At 55.9% G+C, this 19,881-nt stretch carries 18 protein-coding genes; 3 read left to right on the top strand and 15 right to left on the bottom strand.

Annotated elements, in window-relative coordinates; genetic code table 11:
• Positions 1-13: 13 nt before the first annotated feature.
• The 8 genes from sucD to sdhC all read right to left on the bottom strand — a co-directional run bounded on the left by sucD (position 14) and on the right by sdhC (position 9,676).
• The gene (gene sucD / locus ACQG2Q_RS06900; protein ID WP_006809578.1) at positions 14-883 is read right to left on the bottom strand and encodes a succinate--CoA ligase subunit alpha; all 870 of its coding nucleotides are present in this window, start codon (positions 881-883) and stop codon (positions 14-16) included.
• On the bottom strand, positions 883-2,049 hold the full coding sequence (gene sucC, locus ACQG2Q_RS06895; protein ID WP_022647464.1) for an ADP-forming succinate--CoA ligase subunit beta: 1,167 nt from the start codon (positions 2,047-2,049) through the stop codon (positions 883-885). The genes sucD and sucC overlap by 1 nt, the downstream gene beginning before the upstream one ends.
• Positions 2,050-2,145: 96 nt before the next feature.
• On the bottom strand, positions 2,146-3,372 hold the full coding sequence (gene odhB, locus ACQG2Q_RS06890) for a 2-oxoglutarate dehydrogenase complex dihydrolipoyllysine-residue succinyltransferase (protein ID WP_023299612.1): 1,227 nt from the start codon (positions 3,370-3,372) through the stop codon (positions 2,146-2,148).
• Between the two features lie 14 nt (positions 3,373-3,386).
• A complete protein-coding gene (sucA, locus tag ACQG2Q_RS06885; protein WP_096216951.1) occupies positions 3,387-6,194 on the bottom strand; it encodes a 2-oxoglutarate dehydrogenase E1 component in 2,808 nt (935 codons plus the stop codon).
• 238 nt (positions 6,195-6,432) lie between these two features.
• The gene (locus ACQG2Q_RS06880) at positions 6,433-7,149 is read right to left on the bottom strand and encodes a succinate dehydrogenase iron-sulfur subunit (protein WP_022647461.1); all 717 of its coding nucleotides are present in this window, start codon (positions 7,147-7,149) and stop codon (positions 6,433-6,435) included.
• Positions 7,150-7,164: 15 nt separating this feature from the next.
• Complete coding sequence (gene sdhA, locus ACQG2Q_RS06875) at positions 7,165-8,931, bottom strand: succinate dehydrogenase flavoprotein subunit (RefSeq protein ID WP_063850188.1); 1,767 nt, start codon at positions 8,929-8,931, stop codon at positions 7,165-7,167.
• Complete coding sequence (gene sdhD, locus ACQG2Q_RS06870) at positions 8,931-9,278, bottom strand: succinate dehydrogenase membrane anchor subunit (RefSeq protein ID WP_003858621.1); 348 nt, start codon at positions 9,276-9,278, stop codon at positions 8,931-8,933. Before sdhD ends, sdhA begins: the two co-directional genes overlap by 1 nt.
• Positions 9,272-9,676, bottom strand: a complete 405-nt coding sequence (gene sdhC, locus ACQG2Q_RS06865) for a succinate dehydrogenase cytochrome b556 subunit (RefSeq protein ID WP_026080740.1) — start codon at positions 9,674-9,676, stop codon at positions 9,272-9,274. Before sdhC ends, sdhD begins: the two co-directional genes overlap by 7 nt.
• A gap of 639 nt (positions 9,677-10,315) precedes the next feature.
• On the opposite strand from sdhC, the gene ACQG2Q_RS06860 reads away from it, so the two are divergent.
• Positions 10,316-11,599 (top strand): citrate synthase, encoded by a 1,284-nt coding sequence (locus ACQG2Q_RS06860; RefSeq protein WP_006809584.1) that lies wholly within the window; start codon positions 10,316-10,318, stop codon positions 11,597-11,599.
• 84 nt (positions 11,600-11,683) lie between these two features.
• On the opposite strand, the gene nei is transcribed toward ACQG2Q_RS06860, so the two are convergent.
• The 7 genes from nei to ACQG2Q_RS06825 all read right to left on the bottom strand — a co-directional run bounded on the left by nei (position 11,684) and on the right by ACQG2Q_RS06825 (position 17,789).
• A complete protein-coding gene (nei, locus tag ACQG2Q_RS06855; protein WP_096216950.1) occupies positions 11,684-12,475 on the bottom strand; it encodes an endonuclease VIII in 792 nt (263 codons plus the stop codon).
• An 18-nt stretch (positions 12,476-12,493) separates the two neighbouring features.
• Positions 12,494-13,234 carry a 5-oxoprolinase subunit PxpA gene (gene pxpA / locus ACQG2Q_RS06850; protein ID WP_058645943.1) on the bottom strand — a complete coding sequence of 247 codons (741 nt, stop codon included), beginning with the start codon at positions 13,232-13,234 and terminating at the stop codon, positions 12,494-12,496.
• Positions 13,221-14,153 (bottom strand): 5-oxoprolinase subunit PxpC, encoded by a 933-nt coding sequence (pxpC, locus tag ACQG2Q_RS06845; protein WP_022647458.1) that lies wholly within the window; start codon positions 14,151-14,153, stop codon positions 13,221-13,223. Before pxpC ends, pxpA begins: the two co-directional genes overlap by 14 nt.
• Positions 14,147-14,803 carry a 5-oxoprolinase subunit PxpB gene (pxpB, locus tag ACQG2Q_RS06840; RefSeq protein ID WP_063850192.1) on the bottom strand — a complete coding sequence of 219 codons (657 nt, stop codon included), beginning with the start codon at positions 14,801-14,803 and terminating at the stop codon, positions 14,147-14,149. Before pxpB ends, pxpC begins: the two co-directional genes overlap by 7 nt.
• A 14-nt stretch (positions 14,804-14,817) precedes the next feature.
• Positions 14,818-15,561: a type 2 GTP cyclohydrolase I gene (locus tag ACQG2Q_RS06835; RefSeq protein WP_003858635.1), complete on the bottom strand. Its 744-nt coding sequence runs from the start codon at positions 15,559-15,561 to the stop codon at positions 14,818-14,820.
• Between the two features lie 10 nt (positions 15,562-15,571).
• Complete coding sequence (gene phrB, locus ACQG2Q_RS06830; RefSeq protein WP_063850193.1) at positions 15,572-16,984, bottom strand: deoxyribodipyrimidine photo-lyase; 1,413 nt, start codon at positions 16,982-16,984, stop codon at positions 15,572-15,574.
• Positions 16,985-17,582: 598 nt separating this feature from the next.
• Positions 17,583-17,789 carry a YbfA family protein gene (locus tag ACQG2Q_RS06825; protein WP_058645945.1) on the bottom strand — a complete coding sequence of 69 codons (207 nt, stop codon included), beginning with the start codon at positions 17,787-17,789 and terminating at the stop codon, positions 17,583-17,585.
• A gap of 310 nt (positions 17,790-18,099) precedes the next feature.
• Between ACQG2Q_RS06825 and kdpF the strand changes: the two genes are divergently transcribed.
• Together kdpF and kdpA are read left to right on the top strand one after the other, a co-directional pair.
• Positions 18,100-18,189, top strand: a complete 90-nt coding sequence (kdpF, locus tag ACQG2Q_RS06820; protein ID WP_063850195.1) for a K(+)-transporting ATPase subunit F — start codon at positions 18,100-18,102, stop codon at positions 18,187-18,189.
• Positions 18,189-19,868 (top strand): potassium-transporting ATPase subunit KdpA, encoded by a 1,680-nt coding sequence (kdpA, locus tag ACQG2Q_RS06815; RefSeq protein WP_063850197.1) that lies wholly within the window; start codon positions 18,189-18,191, stop codon positions 19,866-19,868. Before kdpF ends, kdpA begins: the two co-directional genes overlap by 1 nt.
• Positions 19,869-19,881: the final 13 nt, after the last annotated feature.

Genomic DNA, 19,881 nt, shown 5'->3' with positions numbered 1-19,881 from the left:
GAGCAGAGAGGACTTACTTAATGATGGATTTCAGTGCTTCACCGATATCCGCCAGGCTGCGAACGGTTTTCACGCCTGCGGCTTCCAGTGCTGCGAATTTCTCATCAGCCGTACCTTTACCGCCAGCGATAATCGCACCCGCGTGACCCATACGTTTGCCTTTCGGCGCGGTCACACCCGCGATGTAACCCACCACCGGCTTGGTCACATGATCTTTGATGTAAGCAGCCGCTTCTTCTTCCGCGCTACCACCGATCTCACCGATCATCACGATCGCTTCGGTCTGTGGATCTTCCTGGAACAGCTTAAGGATGTCGATGAAGTTAGAGCCTGGGATCGGGTCACCGCCGATGCCCACGCAGGTGGACTGGCCGAAGCCGTAATCGGTGGTCTGCTTAACTGCTTCATAGGTCAGGGTACCGGAACGGGACACGATGCCCACTTTGCCCGGTTTGTGAATGTGGCCCGGCATGATGCCGATTTTGCATTCGCCCGGGGTGATAACGCCTGGGCAGTTCGGGCCGATCATGCGCACGCCTGCTTCGTCCAGCTTCACCTTCACGGTCAGCATATCCAGCGTCGGGATGCCTTCGGTGATGGTGATGATCAGCTTAATGCCTGCGTCGATCGCTTCCAGAATAGAGTCTTTGCAGAACGGCGCTGGAACGTAGATCACGGTCGCGGTTGCGCCCGTCGCTTCTACTGCTTCACGCACGGTGTTGAACACCGGCAGGCCCAGGTGCGTGGTGCCGCCTTTACCTGGGGTTACGCCGCCAACCATCTGCGTACCGTAGGCAATCGCCTGTTCGGAGTGGAAAGTCCCCTGGCTACCGGTGAAGCCCTGGCAGATAACCTTGGTATCTTTATTAATTAAAACGGACATTATTTCCCCTCCACTGCGGCAACAACCTGCTGAGCTGCATCCGTCAGACTTTTCGCTGCAATAATATTCAGGCCGCTGTCAGCCAGTTTTTTCGCGCCGAGTTCAGCGTTATTCCCTTCCAGACGTACAACAACCGGAACGTTAACGCCCACTTCTCCTACCGCGCCGATGATACCGTCGGCGATCAGGTCGCAACGTACGATACCGCCGAAGATGTTCACCAGAACCGCTTTTACGTTGCTGTCAGAGAGAATGATTTTGAACGCTTCGGTTACGCGCTCTTTGGTTGCGCCACCGCCCACGTCGAGGAAGTTCGCTGGCTCACCGCCGTGCAGCTTAACGATGTCCATGGTGCCCATTGCCAGGCCCGCACCGTTAACCATGCAGCCGATGTTGCCATCCAGCGCCACGTAGTTCAGCTCCCACTGGGCAGCCTGCGCTTCACGCGGATCTTCCTGAGACTGGTCGCGCATTTCGCGCAGATCCGCCTGGCGGAACAGCGCGTTGCCGTCAGCGCCCAGCTTGCCGTCGAGGCAGATCAGGTCGCCCTGGGTGGTGATCACCAGCGGGTTGATCTCGATCAGCGCCAGATCGCGCTCCAGGAAGATGGTCGCCAGCCCCATGAAGATCTTGGTGAACTGCTGAACCAGCTTGCCTTCCAGACCCAGTTTGAACGCCAGCTCACGTCCCTGGTAAGGCATTGGGCCCGCCAGCGGATCGATTGCCACTTTGTGGATCAGGTGCGGGGTCTCTTCCGCCACTTTTTCGATTTCCACGCCGCCTTCGGTAGATGCCATGAACACCACGCGACGGGAGCTACGGTCTACGACTGCGCCGAGGTACAATTCTTTCGCGATGTCGGTTGCCGCTTCAACCAGGATCTGGTTGACCGGCTGGCCATTCGCATCTGTCTGGTAGGTTACCAGACGCTTGCCGAGCCAATGTTCAGCAAACGCACGGATCTCTTCTTTGCTCTTAACAACCTTCACACCGCCCGCTTTACCACGGCCACCAGCGTGAACCTGACATTTAACTACCCACGGGCCGGAACCGATTTTAGATGCGGCTTCTTCTGCTTCACGCGGGGTAGTACAGGCATAACCCACCGGAGCCGGTAAGCCTGACCTGGCAAACAGCTGTTTGGCCTGATATTCATGTAAGTTCATGTGTTCTATCCATCCTTCAGGGTAATCGTTATCTTCAAACCTGTAGACCGGCGCTACGCTTATCCGGCCTACAGGGCAGGTGATGCTAAATAGTTACTAAACGTCCAGCAGCAGACGCGTTGGATCTTCCAGCAGCTCTTTAATGGCAACCAGGAAGCCTACGGACTCGCGGCCGTCGATCAGGCGGTGATCGTATGAGAGCGCCAGGTACATCATCGGCAGGATCTCAACTTTACCGTCTACCGCCATTGGACGATCTTTAATGGCGTGCATACCCAGGATCGCGCTCTGCGGCGGGTTGATGATCGGGGTAGACATCAGCGAGCCGAACACGCCACCGTTGGTAATGGTGAAGTTACCGCCGGTCAGGTCTTCAACGGTCAGCTTGCCGTCGCGGCCTTTCACGGCCAGCTCTTTGATTTTCTTCTCAATGTCAGCCATACCCAGGGTGTCCACATCACGCAGAACCGGGGTGACCAGGCCGCGTGGGGTAGAAACCGCCATGCTGACGTCGAAGTAGTTGTGGTAAACCACGTCATCGCCATCGATAGACGCGTTCACTTCCGGGTAGCGTTTCAGCGCTTCAACTACCGCTTTCACGTAGAAGGACATGAAGCCCAGACGGATACCGTGACGTTTTTCAAACGCGTCACCGTACTGCTTGCGCAGGTCCATGATTGGCTTCATGTTGACTTCGTTGAAGGTGGTCAGCATCGCGGTGGAGTTTTTCGCTTCCAGCAGACGCTCGGCCACGCGCTTGCGCAGGCGGGTCATCGGCACGCGTTTTTCGCTACGTGCGCCCAGAGCTGGCTGTGCCGCTGGTGCTGCCGCAGGGGCTTTCGCTTCCGCTTTCGCCTCTGAAGGCGCTTTTGCCAGATGCTTGTCGATATCTTCGCGAGTCAGACGGCCACCCACGCCGGTACCTTTGATGGCTGCCGGATCGAGGCTGTGCTCAGCCAGCAGGCGACGGATCGCCGGGCTGAGCGCGTCATTGGTTTGCTCTTCCAGAGACGCCTGCTGGCGCTGGGCTGGGGTAGACGCTTTCTCTTCAGATTTCGCGCTGGACTCTTTGCCCGCGCTGTTGCCTTCACGCAGGCGACCCAGGATCTGGCGAGAAGTCACGGTCGTACCTTCGTCTTCCAGGACTGCATCCAGAATGCCATCCGCTGAAGCCGGTACTTCCAGTACCACTTTGTCAGTTTCGATTTCTACCAGCACTTCGTCACGGGTTACCGCGTCGCCTGGTTTTTTGTGCCAGGTGGCGACGGTTGCATCTGCTACGGACTCAGGCAGGTCGGGAACAAGAATATCTACGCTACTCATTATGTATCCTTTAATTAATCGACGTTCAGCGCGTCATTGACCAGATCTTGTTGCTGCTTCTGGTGAACGGACATATACCCTACCGCCGGAGAGGCGGAGGCCGGGCGACCTGCATAACGCAGGGCAGACCCAAATGGAATCACTTCACGGAAATGATGCTGGCTGCAATACCATGCGCCCTGGTTGAGCGGCTCTTCCTGGCACCAGACAAAATCATGAACGTGAGCGTACTGTTTCAGTACTTCCTGCATCGCCTGATGCGGGAACGGATAAAGCTGCTCGATACGCACGATGGCGACATCTTTCTGATCGTTCTTACGGCGCTGTTCCAGCAGGTCGTAATAAACCTTACCAGAACACATTACGACACGCTTAACGGCCTGCGGATCCAGCTCGTCAATTTCACCGATGGCTGGCAGGAAGGTGCCGTTAGCCAGTTCATCCAGGCTCGAAACCGCCAGCGGATGACGCAGCAGGGATTTTGGCGACATGACCACCAGCGGACGACGCATACCGCGCAGCGCCTGACGACGCAGCATGTGGTACACCTGAGCCGGGGTGGACGGCACGCAGACCTGCATGTTCTGCTCGGCGCAGAGTTGCAGATAACGCTCCAGACGCGCGGAGGAGTGCTCCGGCCCTTGTCCTTCATAGCCGTGCGGCAGCAACATCACCAGACCACACATACGGCCCCACTTCTGCTCACCGGAGGAGATGAACTGGTCGATGACGACCTGCGCACCGTTGGCGAAGTCACCGAACTGCGCTTCCCAGATAGTCAGGGTGCGGGGTTCTGCGGTGGCGTAGCCGTATTCGAAGGCCAGAACCGCTTCTTCTGACAGCACGGAGTCCCAGACCTTGAACTGGCCCTGACCGTTATGCACGTGCTGAAGCGGAGTATAGGTTGAACCGTTAGACTGGTTGTGTACAACCGCATGACGGTGGAAGAAAGTGCCACGACCCGCATCTTCACCGGACAGACGAACCGGAATACCTTCGTCAACCAGCGTCGCATAGGCCAGCGTTTCCGCGCCGCCCCAGTCGAACAGCTTTTCACCCGCCGCCATGGCCTGGCGGTCGCCATAGATCTTGGCCACGCGGGATTGCATCTCGATCGCTTCCGGCACGGTGCTGATGCGTTTAGCCAGCTCCTGCAAACGCTTCATCTCAACCTTGTTCGGGTAGCTCTCGTCCCACTCGTGGTTGAGGTACGGCGACCAGGTAAAGGAGTGCATGTTCATTGGGCGCAGCTCTTTGACCACGCATTCACCCGCGTCCAGCGCGTCGCGATAAAGATTGACCATTTCGGTCGCATCTTCCAGCGTCGCCACTTTTTCGCTTTCCAGCTTGTCAGCATAGATTTTACGCGGCGTCGGGTGTTTTTTGATTTTCTGGTACATCAGCGGCTGGGTTGCACTTGGCTCATCCGCTTCGTTGTGGCCGTGACGGCGGTAGCAGAAGAGGTCAATGAACACGTCGCGCTTAAAGGTGTTACGGAAGTCCAGCGCCAGACGGGTAACGAAAGCAACGGCTTCCGGGTTATCCGCGTTTACGTGGAAGATTGGCGCCTGAACCATTTTACCGATGTCGGTGCAGTACGGGGTAGAACGCGCATCCAGCGGGTTAGAGGTGGTGAAGCCCACCTGGTTGTTGATTACGATGCGAACGGTACCGCCCACTTCATAACCACGCGCTTTCGACATGTTCAGGGTTTCCTGAACCACGCCCTGCCCTGTGACTGCCGCATCACCGTGAATGGTGATTGGCAGCACTTTATTGCTGCTCGGCTCGTCCAGACGATCCAGACGCGCACGCACGGAACCGATAACCACCGGGCTGACGATTTCCAGGTGCGACGGGTTAAACGCCAGCGCCAGGTGAACCTGGCCGCCCTCGGTTTCGATATCCGACGAGAAACCCATGTGGTACTTCACGTCACCGGTGCCGAGGTGCTCTTTATGTTTACCCGCAAATTCGTCGAACAGATCCTGCGGTTTTTTACCCAGCACGTTAACCAGCACGTTCAGACGGCCACGGTGCGCCATGCCCAGCACCACTTCGCGCGTGCCGCTCTTACCGGCATGACGAATCAGCTCTTTCAGCATCGGGACTAACGCATCGCCGCCCTCCAGTGAGAAGCGTTTTGCGCCCGGGAATTTCGCGCCCAGATAGCGCTCAAGGCCTTCTGCTGCCGTCAGTTCGCTCAGGAAACGTTTTTTCTCATCTGCTGAGAAATTCGCGTGACCCGCCACGGATTCGATACGCTGCTGGATCCAGCGTTTCTCTTCGGTGGAGGTAATGTGCATATATTCCGCGCCGATGGAGCCGCAGTAGGTTTGCTTGAGCGCATCAATCAGATCGCCCAGCTTCATCGTGTCTTTGCCGATGGCAAAGGAACCTACGTTAAAGCTTTCCTGGAAATCGGCCTCGGTCAGATCGTGATAAGCCGGATCGAGATCCGCTACACGTTCCTGCTGCCACAGTCCCAGCGGATCGAGATTCGCATGCTGGTGACCACGGAAGCGATAAGCGTTGATAAGCTGCAGGACTTTTACCTGCTTCGCATTGGTGTCAGGGTCGGAAATCGCAGAAGAGTAACGTGAGGCATCCTTCGCCAGACGACGGAAATAATCACGTGTTTTTGAATGGAATTGATCCGGTTTGACCCCTGTACCAGGCAACTGCTGGAACATGGAACGCCAGTTTGCGTCCACTGAGTCAGGATCGGTTAAGAAGTCTTCATAGAGCTGTTCTATCCAGCTCTGGTTTGAACCAGAGAGGTAAGAAGAGTCCAGCCAGGCTTTCATTGCGCCGTTCTGCATCGTGATCCCTTAAGCATTTTTATGCTTACTTTCGCCGTAGAAACTACCACGCACACCACGTGTACGTGCCGGGGTTCACCTGCGAGCTCTTTTCATTTGGCCCGCGAAGGAACCTTTAGAAACTGTCTAAACTTCAGGGCAGTTTTTAAAGGTTTCTGCAATTTGCCCGGTGGCGCTACGCTTACCGGGCCTACTGTTACGTAGGCCGGATAAGCGCAGCGCCATCCGGCGTTGTTACTTACGCACTGCGCTGCAACAACATCGACTTAATATGGCCGATGGCGCGCGTCGGGTTCAGCCCCTTAGGACACACACTGACGCAGTTCATGATGCTATGGCAGCGGAATACGCTGAAAGCGTCACTTAACCCTTCCAGACGATTCTCGGTTTCGGTATCGCGGCTGTCGATCAGGAAGCGATAGGCAGCCAGCAGACCCGCAGGGCCGATAAATTTATCCGGGTTCCACCAGAATGACGGGCATGACGTTGAACAGCATGCACAGAGAATACACTCGTACAACCCATCGAGTTTTTCACGCTGCTCAGGCGACTGTAAGTGCTCGCGAGCGGGTGGATTTTGCCCATTATTCAATAAGTAAGGCTTAATCTTCTCATATTGTGCATAGAATTGCCCCATGTCCACCACCAAATCACGCACGACCGGCAGGCCAGGCAGAGGACGGATGACAATTTTCTGGCCTGCACGCTGTAGCGCTGAAATTGGCGTGATACAGGCCAGACCGTTTTTGCCGTTCATGTTTACACCGTCAGAGCCACATACCCCTTCACGGCAGGAGCGGCGGAACGACAGCGTAGGATCTTTTTCTTTCAGCTGGATTAAAGCATCCAGCAGCATCATGTCACGACCTTCTTCCGCTTCGAGGGTGTAATCCTGCATACGCGGAGCATCGTCTACATCCGGGTTATAACGATAAACTGAGAATTCGAGTTTCATTATCCTGTCTCCGCATTAGTAAGTACGAATCTTCGGCGGGAACGCCGGACGCAGTTTCGGTTCCATGTTAACGCTACGACGCGTCATGGTTTCCGACTCTGGCAGATACAGGGAATGGCACAGCCAGTTTTCGTCATCACGATCCGGGAAGTCGAAGCGGCTATGGGCGCCACGGCTTTCGGTACGGAAGTTTGCCGACATCGCAGTGGCGAACGCGGTTTCCATCAGGTTATCCAGCTCCAGGCACTCAACGCGCTGGGTGTTGAACTCGCTCGAGGTATCGTCCAGACGGGCATTCTTCAGACGCTCGCGGATCGTTTTCAGTTGCTCAAGCCCTTTGGCCATCGCGTCACCTTCACGGAATACCGAGAAGTTGTGCTGCATACACTCTTGCAGCGCTTTACGGATTTCCACCGGATCTTCGCCGTTACGGTTGCCGTTCCAGCGGTTGAGGCGCTCAAGAGAGGCATCAATCTCGTCGTCGTTCGCATCACGCAACGCGCCCTGCTCGGCAATAGATTCCTGGAGATGCAGCCCCACCGCACGGCCAAATACCACCAGGTCCAGCAGGGAGTTGCCGCCCAGACGGTTTGCGCCGTGCACGGATACGCAGGCAATTTCGCCTACCGCGAACAGACCAGGGATGACCACGTCTTCACCCTGCTCGTTCACGGTCAGCGCCTGACCGGTCACTTTGGTCGGAATACCGCCCATCATGTAGTGACAGGTTGGGATAACCGGAATCGGCTCTTTTACCGGGTCGACGTGGGCGAAGGTGCGGGACAGTTCCAGAATGCCCGGCAGACGGGATTCCAGCACTTCTTTACCCAGATGGTCGAGTTTCAGCTTCGCGTGCGGGCCCCAAGGGCCGTCGCAGCCGCGGCCTTCACGGATTTCGATCATGATGGAACGCGCCACCACGTCACGACCCGCCAGGTCTTTCGCATTCGGGGCATAACGCTCCATAAAGCGCTCGCCATGTTTGTTCAGCAGGTAGCCACCTTCACCACGGCAGCCTTCTGTCACCAGCACGCCCGCACCGGCGATACCGGTTGGGTGGAACTGCCACATCTCCATGTCCTGCACCGGCACGCCAGCGCGGATAGCCATCCCAACGCCGTCACCGGTGTTGATGTGGGCGTTGGTAGTGGACTGATAGATACGGCCTGCGCCGCCGGTGGCCAGCACGGTTGCGCGCGCTTTGAAATAGACCACTTCACCGGTTTCAATGCACAGTGCGGTACAACCCACCACCGCGCCATCGGCGTTTTTCACCAGATCCAACGCATACCACTCGGAGAAGATGGTGGTGTGGTTTTTCAGGTTTTGCTGATAAAGGGTGTGCAGCAAAGCGTGACCGGTACGGTCAGCCGCTGCTGCGGTACGTGCCGCCTGTTCGCCGCCGAAGTTTTTCGACTGGCCGCCAAACGGACGCTGATAGATGGTGCCATTTTCCAGACGGGAGAACGGCAGACCCATGTGGTCCAGCTCCAGAATCGCTTCCGGGCCGGTTTTACACATATATTCGATGGCATCCTGGTCGCCGATGTAGTCGGAACCTTTTACCGTATCGTACATGTGCCATTCCCAGTTATCTTCATGGGAATTACCCAGCGCAACGGTGATACCGCCCTGCGCAGACACAGTGTGGGAACGGGTCGGGAATACTTTAGAGAGCAGCGCACAGGTCTGGCCGCTCTGGGAAATTTGCAGTGCGGCGCGCATACCTGCGCCACCCGCACCAATCACAACAGCATCAAATTCTCTGACTGGCAGTTTCATTACACACCCCACACCACAACAAATCCATAAATGACGTAAACCAGCAGAGCAACAACAATAATCAGTTGCAGCGGAAGGCGAATCGCCAGCGGTTTAACGTAATCGGTCAACACCTGCCACATGCCAATCCAGGCATGAATAAGGATGGAGAACAGGGCCAGCAGGGTGAACACTTTGGTGAAGGCCGATCCGAAGAAACCACTCCAGATTTCCCACGTCAGTGTGCCGCTAGTGGCGAAGAAACCGATCATATAGATGATGTAGAGCGTGAGGACGATGGCGGTAGCGCGGACCAGGATGAAGTCATGTACGCCGTTGCGTCCTAATGCGGAGGCGTTGCTTACCATACGAGAACTCCTGCGAGAAGTGAAAGCACGACAGTGATCACAAATGAAATGTTAGCGGTACGTTTACCGGCCTCGAACGTCTCTTCCAGGTAGCCAAAGTCCATCAGCATATGGCGAACGCCGCCAACCACGTGATAGGCCAGCGCGGTCAGAATGCCCCACATGATAAATTTCACGAAGAAGCTGTTCATGATGGCTGAGGCCTGGAGGAATCCTTCAGGAGATGAGAGGCTGGTTCCCAGTAACCACAGCAAGATACCAACCGCCACAAACGTAATCACACCAGAAACACGGTGCAGAATGGACGCTATTGCTGTTACAGGGAATCGGATCGTTTTGAGATCCAGATTGACAGGTCTTTGTTTTTTCACATTTCTTATCATGAATAACGCCCACATGCTGTTCTTATTGTTTCCTTCCTCCGGACTGCGATGCGGGTCAGACAGCGTTCCTTTTCTATAACTGCGCGTCATGCAAAACATTGCTTCCAAATGCTAAAACGACACGTTACAACGCTGGGTGGCTCGGGATTGCAGGGTGTTCCGGAGACCTGGCGGCAGTATAGGCCGTTCACAAAATCATTACAATTAACCTACATACAGTTTGTTGGGTTTTCTCTGGAACAGTGATCGGGGTCACGATAACAACATCTTTTTAATTTTTAATCATCTGATTTGACAAATGTTAAACAATATTGTTACAAACGTCATCAGAAAAGGCATATAATGCGCAAAAGTTATGAGGTCTCTCTTTCACCTGACAAATAGTTATGTAACAGTGTGATGGTATTGACCGAAGTTATCAGGACAGTTATTAGTGATATACAGGTTTGAATAATTCGGACTGCAAAAACGCTGATTTGCTGTTGTTTCACTGATATTTCATTCGTTTACCTGCAAGGCGCCATAGCTCTGTACCCTGGTTTCTCCTCGTGAGCTGAGCGGTAAGCCAAATAACAATCTGGTAACGATGATTAACAGCTGAAAGCAAATCCGGTAAAGCGCAGTCTTAAGCATAAGGCGCTAAGGAGACCGTAAATGGCTGATACAAAGGCAAAACTCACCCTAAATGGTGATGATGCTATTGAACTGGATGTGCTAAAAGGCACGCTCGGTCAGGATGTTATTGATATCCGTACGCTGGGTTCCAAAGGGGTATTCACCTTTGACCCTGGATTCACCTCTACCGCATCTTGCGAATCCAAAATCACCTACATTGACGGTGACGAAGGTATCCTGCTCCATCGCGGCTTCCCCATCGATCAGTTAGCCACCGAATCCAACTATCTGGAAGTGTGCTACATCCTGCTGAACGGCGAAAAACCGACGCAGGCTCAATACGATGAATTTAAAACCACCGTGACCCGTCACACCATGATCCATGAGCAGATTACCCGTCTGTTCCATGCGTTTCGTCGTGACTCTCATCCGATGGCGGTTATGTGCGGTATTACCGGTGCGCTGGCGGCGTTCTACCACGATTCTCTGGACGTGAATAACCCACGTCACCGTGATATCGCGGCGTTCCGTCTGCTGTCCAAAATGCCTACTATGGCGGCGATGTGTTACAAATACTCTATCGGTCAGCCGTTTGTGTATCCACGCAACGACCTCTCCTACGCAGGTAACTTCCTGCGCATGATGTTCTCTACGCCGTGTGAAGAGTATGAAGTGAACCCGGTGCTGGAACGCGCGATGGACCGTATTCTGATCCTGCACGCTGACCACGAACAGAACGCCTCGACCTCTACCGTCCGTACCGCGGGCTCTTCCGGCGCGAACCCGTTCGCCTGTATCGCTGCGGGTATCGCCTCCCTGTGGGGACCGGCGCACGGCGGCGCGAACGAAGCAGCGCTGAAGATGCTGGAAGAGATCAGCTCCGTTGAGCACATTCCTGAGTTCGTGCGCCGCGCGAAAGACAAGAATGACTCCTTCCGTCTGATGGGCTTCGGTCACCGTGTTTACAAAAACTACGACCCTCGCGCGACCGTTATGCGTGAGACCTGCCACGAAGTGCTGAAAGAGCTGGGCACCAAAGATGATCTGCTGGAAGTGGCGATGGAGCTGGAACACATCGCGCTGAACGACCCGTACTTCATCGAGAAGAAACTCTACCCGAACGTCGATTTCTACTCCGGTATCATCCTGAAAGCGATGGGCATTCCGTCTTCCATGTTCACCGTGATCTTTGCCATGGCGCGTACCGTAGGCTGGATTGCGCACTGGAACGAAATGCACAGCGAAGGCATGAAAATCGCCCGTCCTCGTCAGCTGTATACCGGCTACGAGCAGCGTGACTTTAAGTCTGATATTAAGCGCTAAAAAACACGCCCGGCGGCGCTTCGCTTGCCGGGCCTACAAGTGCGAGATGTAGGCCGGGTAAGGCGTAGCCGCCACCCGGCTTTTTTACATCTGGCACCCAGGACACCAGTAAAACGGCCTGGAAGAGATCGTCGCCTTCTCAATCACCCCGCCGCACCGCTCGCACTTTTTACCCGCCCGATGAAACACCTTGAAGCGAAACAGCGCCCCGTGATGCTTGTTCTCATCAACCACGCCGCGCGTGTTGTACGACAGCCGGGGAATGTCCAGCAACGCGTGGGACAGCGCCTCCAGCTGTTCATCGTTTAGCTGCGACGCTTTGTGCTGCGGCGCCAGCCCCACTTCCCAGAGGATCTCCACCCGCAGGTAGTTTCCCAGCCCCGCCAGAAATGCCTGATCGAGCAACAGCCCGGAAAACTGCCGGTTGCTGAATGTGGGCGATAACAGCCGGGCTTTCACATCGCTTGCCATCAGGCGCATATCCAGCACGTCCGGCCCAACCCGCTGTAAGAACGGGTGCGTGAGCAACTGCTCCGGCGTTAACATTTCGATATCAGAAGCGCTGTAGAGCAGGATCGCCTTATCCGCCGTTTGTAGCCGCACTCGCAGCACGCGGGTCGTTTGCGGCTGCTCGTCCGCCTTTACCACCCGCCAGACGCCGTAAAGCTGATTGTGGCTATATAACGTAAGGTTATGGGAAAAGTGGGTGAGCAACGCTTTGCCGCGCGTTTCAATGTGGGTCACCGTCTGTCCCACCAGCTCTGTTTCAAACGGTTTGAGTTGAGGAAAGGCAAACCAGACGTGTGTCAGAGGTTTGCCCTTTATCGCCGCCTCCAGGCTATCCGCCGCGCGGCGGATCTCCGGACCTTCTGGCATGTTATTGTCCTTTCATGATTATTCTGCGCTGACAACAATGCCCTCTTCCGAGAACGCCGCCCGCAGGCGTCGTGCAAACTGGAGCGCATGCTCGCCGTCACCGTGTAAGCACACCGTATCAGCCTGAACGTTTGCCGTTGTACCCTCCGTTGAGGTTACTCGCCCGAAGCGCACCATCTCCAGCGTCTGCGCCAGCGCTTTACCTTCGTCGGTGATCAGCGCACCGGCCTGCGTACGCGGAACCAGGCTACCGTCCGGCAGGTATCCCCGATCGGCAAACACTTCCTGCCGCGTAGTCAGCCCCAGCCGTTCGCCGGCACGGATAAGCTCGCTGCCCGCCAGGCCAACCAGAATCAGACGCGGATTGCAGTCCCGTACCGCGCGGGCAATGGCGTCTGCCAGCGCCGGATCTTTCGCTGCCTGGTTATAGAGCATGCCGTGCGGCTTGACGTGACGCAACACGCCCTTCTCAGCGCGCACTATCGCCTCCAGGGCGCCGATCTGGTAGAGCATTTGCGCGTAAACCGTCTCAGGCGGCAGATCCATCGCCGTGCGACCAAAGTTTTCCCGGTCCGGAAAGCTGGGGTGAGCGCCTATCGCCACGCCGTTTTTCACGGCATTGCGCACGCTCGCCAGCATGGTCTGCGCATCGCCGGCATGAAACCCACAGGCGATATTCACCGAGGAGACCAGCGTCATCAGCGCCGCATCGGCGCTGCTGCCCTCCCCCAGATCGGCGTTTAAATCAATCTTTACCATCGAGCCTCCACGCCAGCTGTTCGAGATAACGCTGCTGATCCTGACGGGCTTTCAGCGCCTCCTCCAGCGAACACTGCACAAAATGAATTGGCTGACCGAGAGGAATTTGCGCCAGATGGTAGCGATCCGCTTCGATAATGCAGGCAATACGCGGATATCCTCCCGTGGTTTGCGCATCGTTCATCAGTACGATAGGCTGGCCGTTGCCCGGCACCTGAATCACCCCCGGCAACAGACCATGGGAAAGCAGCTCCCGGTCAGTCGTGCGGGTCAGCGGCTGGCCCTGAAGCCGGTAACCCATGCGGTTACTCTGCGGGCTGATCTTCCATGGCGAGCGCCAGAAAGACTCTTTTGAGGCCTCATCGAACTCATGATATTCCGGCCCCGGCAGGGCGCGGATCAGGTTCCCCCACAACAGCTGCTTCACGCCCTGCGTGGTGGTGAAATGGCGCGCTGACGGCTTAATCGCCAGGCGATCGCCGTCGCGCAGCAGCCGTCCTTCATGTCCGCCCATTCCCGCTTTCTGGTCGGTGCTGGATGAGCCCAGCACCTCCGGCACGTCGATACCTCCCGCCACCGCAAGATAGCTGCGCACGCCGTGCAGAGGACGCTTGAGCGTCAGACGCTGTCCGGCTTTCGCCCGCAGGCGCCAGCCGGTCCACACCGCTTTGCCGTCCAGCGTCGCGTCACAGCCCGCGCCGGTTAAGGCAAACCAGGTTTCCTGACCAAACTCAATCACGCACTGACCCAGCGTAATTTCTAACGCCGCCGTGCTGCCGGCGTTGCCTACCAGTAGGTTGGCAATCTCCAGCGAGGGACGATCAAGCGCACCGCAGTAGCTCACGCCCGACTGACGCAGGCCAAAGCGCCCGGCATCCTGTACCGAGGTGTAAAGCCCTGCGCGAATAAGCGTTAACATATCCCCTCCTTTTGCGGGATAAAGCGCAGGGTATCCCCCGGACGCAGGAGTATGGGCTCGTCCTGGCCTGGTTCAAATAACGGCGTGGACGTGTGCCCGATAAGCTGCCAGCCTCCCGGCGAGGCGAGTGGATAAATTCCCGTTTGCTCGCCACCAATCGCCACGCTGCCCGCCGGTACGCTCAGGCGCGGCTCAGCCCGGCGCGGCGTATGCAACTGGGGCGATAACCCGCCCAGATAGGGGAAACCCGGCTGAAATCCCAAAAACCAGACGACATAGTCGACTGAGCTATGCTGCTCCACAACCTGCTTCTCCGTTAATCCACAGTGTTCGGCCACGACGCCAAGGTCGGGGCCTCCCTTGCCGCCATAGACAACCGGGATCTCAATCGTCCGCGATTCCGGCTCCAGCGCCTCGCTCTCCTCCCACCAGCGTTGCAGGCGCTCAATGGCATCCAGCGCCCCCGTGTGCGGATCACGCAGCACCACGGTGATATTATTCATACCCGGAATAGCTTCAACCACGCCAGGTAGCTCGGGCAGTCGTTGAGCCAGACGCCAGATACGCTTTTGCGTGGCAAGCGTCACCGGAGGCTCAAGCTCCAGAACCACTGCGGTTTCACCCAGAAGATAACAACGCGCTCGCTGCACTTAACTACCTCTCATCAGGCCGGATTAGGGATATCAATAAACGTCACATCCAGATCGGTATTTTCCGTCAGCCACTCGCTGAGGGCGCGGATGCCGCCACGCTCGGTGGCGTGATGGCCTGCCGCGTAAAAATGCAGGCCTTGTTCACGGGCAGAGTGAATGGTCTGCTCGGAAACCTCGCCGGTAATGAAGGCGTCGACACCGAAACGCGCCGCGCTATCAATAAAGCCCTGGCCGCCGCCGGTGCACCATGCCACGCGCTTCACGGTATCCGGCCCGGTGTCGCCGCACCACAGCGGACGACGCCCCAGGCGTGCTTCGATCCACGATGCCAGCTCCAGACCCGGAACCGGCATCGACAGTTCACCCCACGGCACCAGGGGTTCAATTTCGCCCATCACGGTTATCCCCAGCAGCTGCGCAAGCTGAACGTTATTCCCCAGTTCAGGATGCGCATCGAGCGGCAGGTGATAGCCGTACAGGTTGATGTCATTCGCCAGCAGCGTTTTGAGACGGTTGCGCTTCATGCCGCGAATAATCGGTGATTCGTTTTTCCAGAAATAACCGTGATGGACAATCACCGCGTCGGCTTCCTGACGCACCGCCTCATCCAGCAGCGCCTGGCTTGCCGTTACGCCGGTGATGATTTTTTGCACCGTCTCGCGACCCTCCACCTGTAAGCCATTCGGACCGTAGTCGCTAAACGAGGCGGTGTTGAGTTTTTCGTTAATCAGGCGTTCCAGTTCACTGTTTTTCATCATCATTCTCTCAAACTTTTCGGGCTGCTTCATACGCCGCCAGCGTGGCGACGCGCGCCTGTTTATGGTCGACAATGGGACGGGGATAGTTCAGGGTAACACGCTGTTTATCCGCCCATGCCCAGGGTTCATGAATGGCTTTGGCGGGGACATCCTTAAGTTCAGGCAGCCAGCGACGGATAAACTCGCCGTCGACGTCAAATCGTTGTCCCTGCGTGGTCGGATTAAAGATCCGAAAATAGGGAGCCGCATCCGTGCCGGTGGAGGCCGCCCACTGCCAGCCGCCGTTATTTGCCGCCAGATCGCCATCGATCAGCTGAGAGATAAAATAACGCTCTCCGGTTCGCCAGTCGATAAGCAGATCCTTTACCAGGAAGCTGGCGGTAATCATACGCAGACGGTTATGCATCCACCCGATTTCATTGAGCTGCCGCATAGCCGCATCAACAATCGGGAAGCCGGTGAGCCCACGCTGCCATGCCTTCAGCAGCTTATCATTCGACTGCCACTGTACCTTATCGGTCCAACGAATGAAGGGGCGATGTTTACATAAATCAGGATGATACGTCATCAGATGGCGATAAAACTCACGCCAGATCAGTTCGTTCAGCCACACTGCGCCCGCCCCCCCGTCTACCGCCTGAGGCTGTTCCGCCAGTAGCCGATGTAAACACTGGCGCGGGGAGAGCGCGCCCAGCGCTAAACAGGCCGACAGGCGGCTGGTGCCTTCAATCGCTGGAAAATCCCGCCGCGCCTCGTAATCCGCCGCCCCCTGCGCGCAGAACTGACGCAACCGGGCGATAGCCGCTTTCTCGCTGGCGGGGAATACCGTTTCATCAAACGACTGCTGGGGATAATTCAGCCTGATGTCCTGCAGATCCGTTATCGTTTCCCCTCTTATGGCCGGGGCGGGAACGCATTCTGGCAGCCCCTCTTTCAGGCGTTTGATAAAAGCATTTTTAAACGGCGTGAAAACTTTATACATTTCGTGACTGCCGGTCATCACGCTGCCCGGTGCGAGCATCACGCTGTCATCAAAGCCTTCACAGACCACGCCCGTAAGGTTTTTCTCCAGCTGACGATCCCGCTGCTGCTCGTTAAATTCATACTGGTAGTTGTAAAAAAGACGCGTTACCGCGTGCTGCTTACAGATTGCCTGCACCATCTCAAGCTGTGCGGCAAAATCATGGGCCTCTTTATAGATCAGCGGAATGCCTTTTTCGGCCAGTGAATGTTGCAGGTCATTCAGATACGCGCTGAGTAATGCCGCTTGCCGGGGCGCCATGTCATGCTGCCGCCACTGTTCAGGCGTGGCGATAAACAGGGCCAGCACATTCGCGTCTTTAGCGCGGCAGGCGGCCGCGAGAGCGAAGTTGTCGTGAATGCGTAAATCCGCGCGAAACCAAACCAGATGGGTGGGCATAAAACTCCAGGCAATTGTCCATTATGTCCGTAAGGGCATGCCGTAAAAGGAAAAAGGCACGCATTGAACTACTTTGCCATGAAGTGTAGACGGGATGAAATAAAAAAGGCCGCCCGAGGCGGCCTTAACGCTACTTGTCCTGCGCTATCGGGGTAAAGGCAATAAACACATTCGGTTTATCACTCTTTACAACGAGTGCGCTGGCGACAATGAACGCGATGCATAAATAGCGTTTCACTATGCGGTCCCTGCTGCTAACCGCTCCACCTATCACCACCGGTGATAAATCGGTGGACACAAGCCCGGGTAGGCGGGCTGCTTTACGGCTATGGATACACCTTTCCCAGGACCGATGCCCATTTGCGAGATGGCGGAAAGGGACGTGGCATCATAATTAACACCAACGCCAAAAGTAAGTTATTTCAGTAAAATTAGGAATTTATAAAGGTGAAGTGGATTGCGAACTTTTTAAAGAAGGGTATGATAAAAATCCCGGGTAGGGGCTGCAAGATTACCCAACGGACCGCGAATCCCGAGGGACAAAAAAACCGCCACTTTGCTGTAGGCGGTTTTTTTATGGCTACGATGTCACACCGTATCAGTAGAAATCGCAGGTTGCTTTCTCGGCCTGCTCCATCCACACCGGCTTTTCGCTGGTTTTCGCCCAGACGCGGTGCAGATAGCTGTAAAAACGTGCGCGATCTTTCCAGAACAGCATCACCGGCAGGGCCAGCACGCCAGCCACTACGGCGAAAGTGCGACGCATGAACACGATATGAGCCGGATACTCTTTATAAAGATCCATATTTTTCTCCCCTGTAGTTGGCCGGAAACCGTCTCCGGAAAATGTGAAATCTGTGACCTGGTTAAAATAATACCGCTTTGTTTGTAATTTTACTACTCATCCGACCACTTATTTTCATCCATTTCGTGAATATTTACATTCACGCCTGTAATTAAGTTACAAAAAAGTTAACAATTTACTTAACAATAGTTAAATTGTGGTCTTTCCCATTTTTATACTTTTTTTACACCTGCCCTTCTGATTTTTGCGAAATCTTTGCGCCACAAATCCTACCGTTTGTACAACAACAAAAGTCACCCGGAGGTGGAGTGTGAGTGCAGGTCTGATTGCCGGCATCGTGCTGGTGTTCCTGATATTGGGTTATCTGATTTATGCCCTGATTAATGCGGAGGCATTCTGATGGCTGCTCAGGCGTTTTTGCTTATTGCCAGCTTTTTACTGCTGCTGTTTGTGCTCGCCAGGCCGCTGGGAACAGCGCTGGCGCGGCTGATAAACAACGTGCCACTGCCGGGTACGCGAAAAATTGAAAACGTGCTCTGGCGCATTTCAGGTATCAGCGACCGCGAAATGAGCTGGGGCCAGTACCTGATGGCGATACTGCTTCTGAATATCGTGGGGCTTATTGCCCTCTTTACGCTGCTCATGCTCCAGGGCAATTTGCCGTTGAATCCGCAGCAGTTACCAGGTTTATCCTGGCATCTGGCGCTGAACACGGCGGTCAGCTTTGTCACCAATACCAACTGGCAGTCTTACGCCGGTGAAACCACGCTCAGCTACTTCAGCCAGATGGCCGGGTTAACCGTGCAAAACTTTCTGTCTGCAGCCAGCGGTATCGCGGTGATCTTCGCCCTGACGCGCGCGTTTGCCCGTCAGAATGTCAGCACGCTCGGCAACGCGTGGGTTGATGTCACGCGCATCACCCTTTGGATCCTGGTGCCTGTTGCGCTGATTATTGCCCTGTTCTTTATACAGCAAGGCACTCTGCAAAACCTGCTGCCTTATACCCCTTACACCTCGCTTGAAGGGGGCAGGGAACTCCTGCCAATGGGGCCAGTGGCGTCGCAGGAAGCAATCAAGATGCTGGGCACCAACGGGGGCGGCTTCTTCAACGCCAACTCATCGCATCCGTTTGAAAACCCAACGGCATTAACCAATTTTGTACAGATGCTGGCGATCTTCCTAATCCCCGCCGCGCTCTGCTTCGCCTTTGGCGATGTGGTTAACGATCGCCGCCAGGGCCGTACGCTGCTGTGGGCCATGTCGTTAATCTTCGTGGTCTGCGTAGCACTGGTGATGTGGGCCGAATGGAACGGCAACAGCCACTTCATGCAGCTGGGGGCTAACAGCAATATCAACCTGGAAGGCAAAGAGAGCCGCTTCGGCATTCTTGCCAGCAGCCTCTATGCGGTGGTCACCACGGCGGCCTCCTGCGGGGCGGTGAACACCATGCACGACTCTTTCACCGCGCTTGGCGGCATGATCCCGATGTGGCTGATGCAGATTGGCGAAGTAGTCTTCGGTGGGGTCGGTTCGGGGCTGTACGGCATGCTGTTGTTCGTTCTGCTCGCCGTGTTTATCGCCGGGCTGATGATCGGCCGCACGCCGGAATATCTCGGCAAAAAAATCGACGTCCGCGAAATGAAATTAACCGCGCTGGCAATCCTGGTCACCCCCGCCCTTGTGCTGCTCGGTACCGCGCTGGCGCTGATGACCGACGCCGGGCGCAGCGGCATCTTTAACCCGGGCATTCACGGCTTTAGCGAAGTGCTTTACGCCGTTTCGTCTGCCGCAAACAACAACGGCAGCGCCTTTGCAGGGTTAAGTGCCAACTCACCGTTCTGGAACTGTCTGCTGGCGTTCTGCATGTTCTTCGGTCGTTTCGGCGTGATTATTCCCGTCATGGCGATCGCCGGAACACTGGTGAATAAGAAGATCCAGCCGACCACTACCGGTACGTTACCGACTCACGGCGCGCTGTTCGTCGGCCTGCTGATTGGCACCGTTCTGCTGGTAGGTGCCTTGACCTTTATCCCCGCCCTCGCGTTAGGCCCGGTTGCGGAATATCTCTCTTTACGCTGATTTTGCGGAGAAT

The organism is Enterobacter cloacae complex sp. 370H10 (genome assembly GCF_050031535.1).
Classification (GTDB): Bacteria; Pseudomonadota; Gammaproteobacteria; order Enterobacterales; family Enterobacteriaceae; genus Enterobacter; species Enterobacter intestinihominis.
The sequence above is the reverse complement of the archived record's forward strand: the minus strand, read 5'-3'. Positions and strand labels throughout refer to the sequence as shown.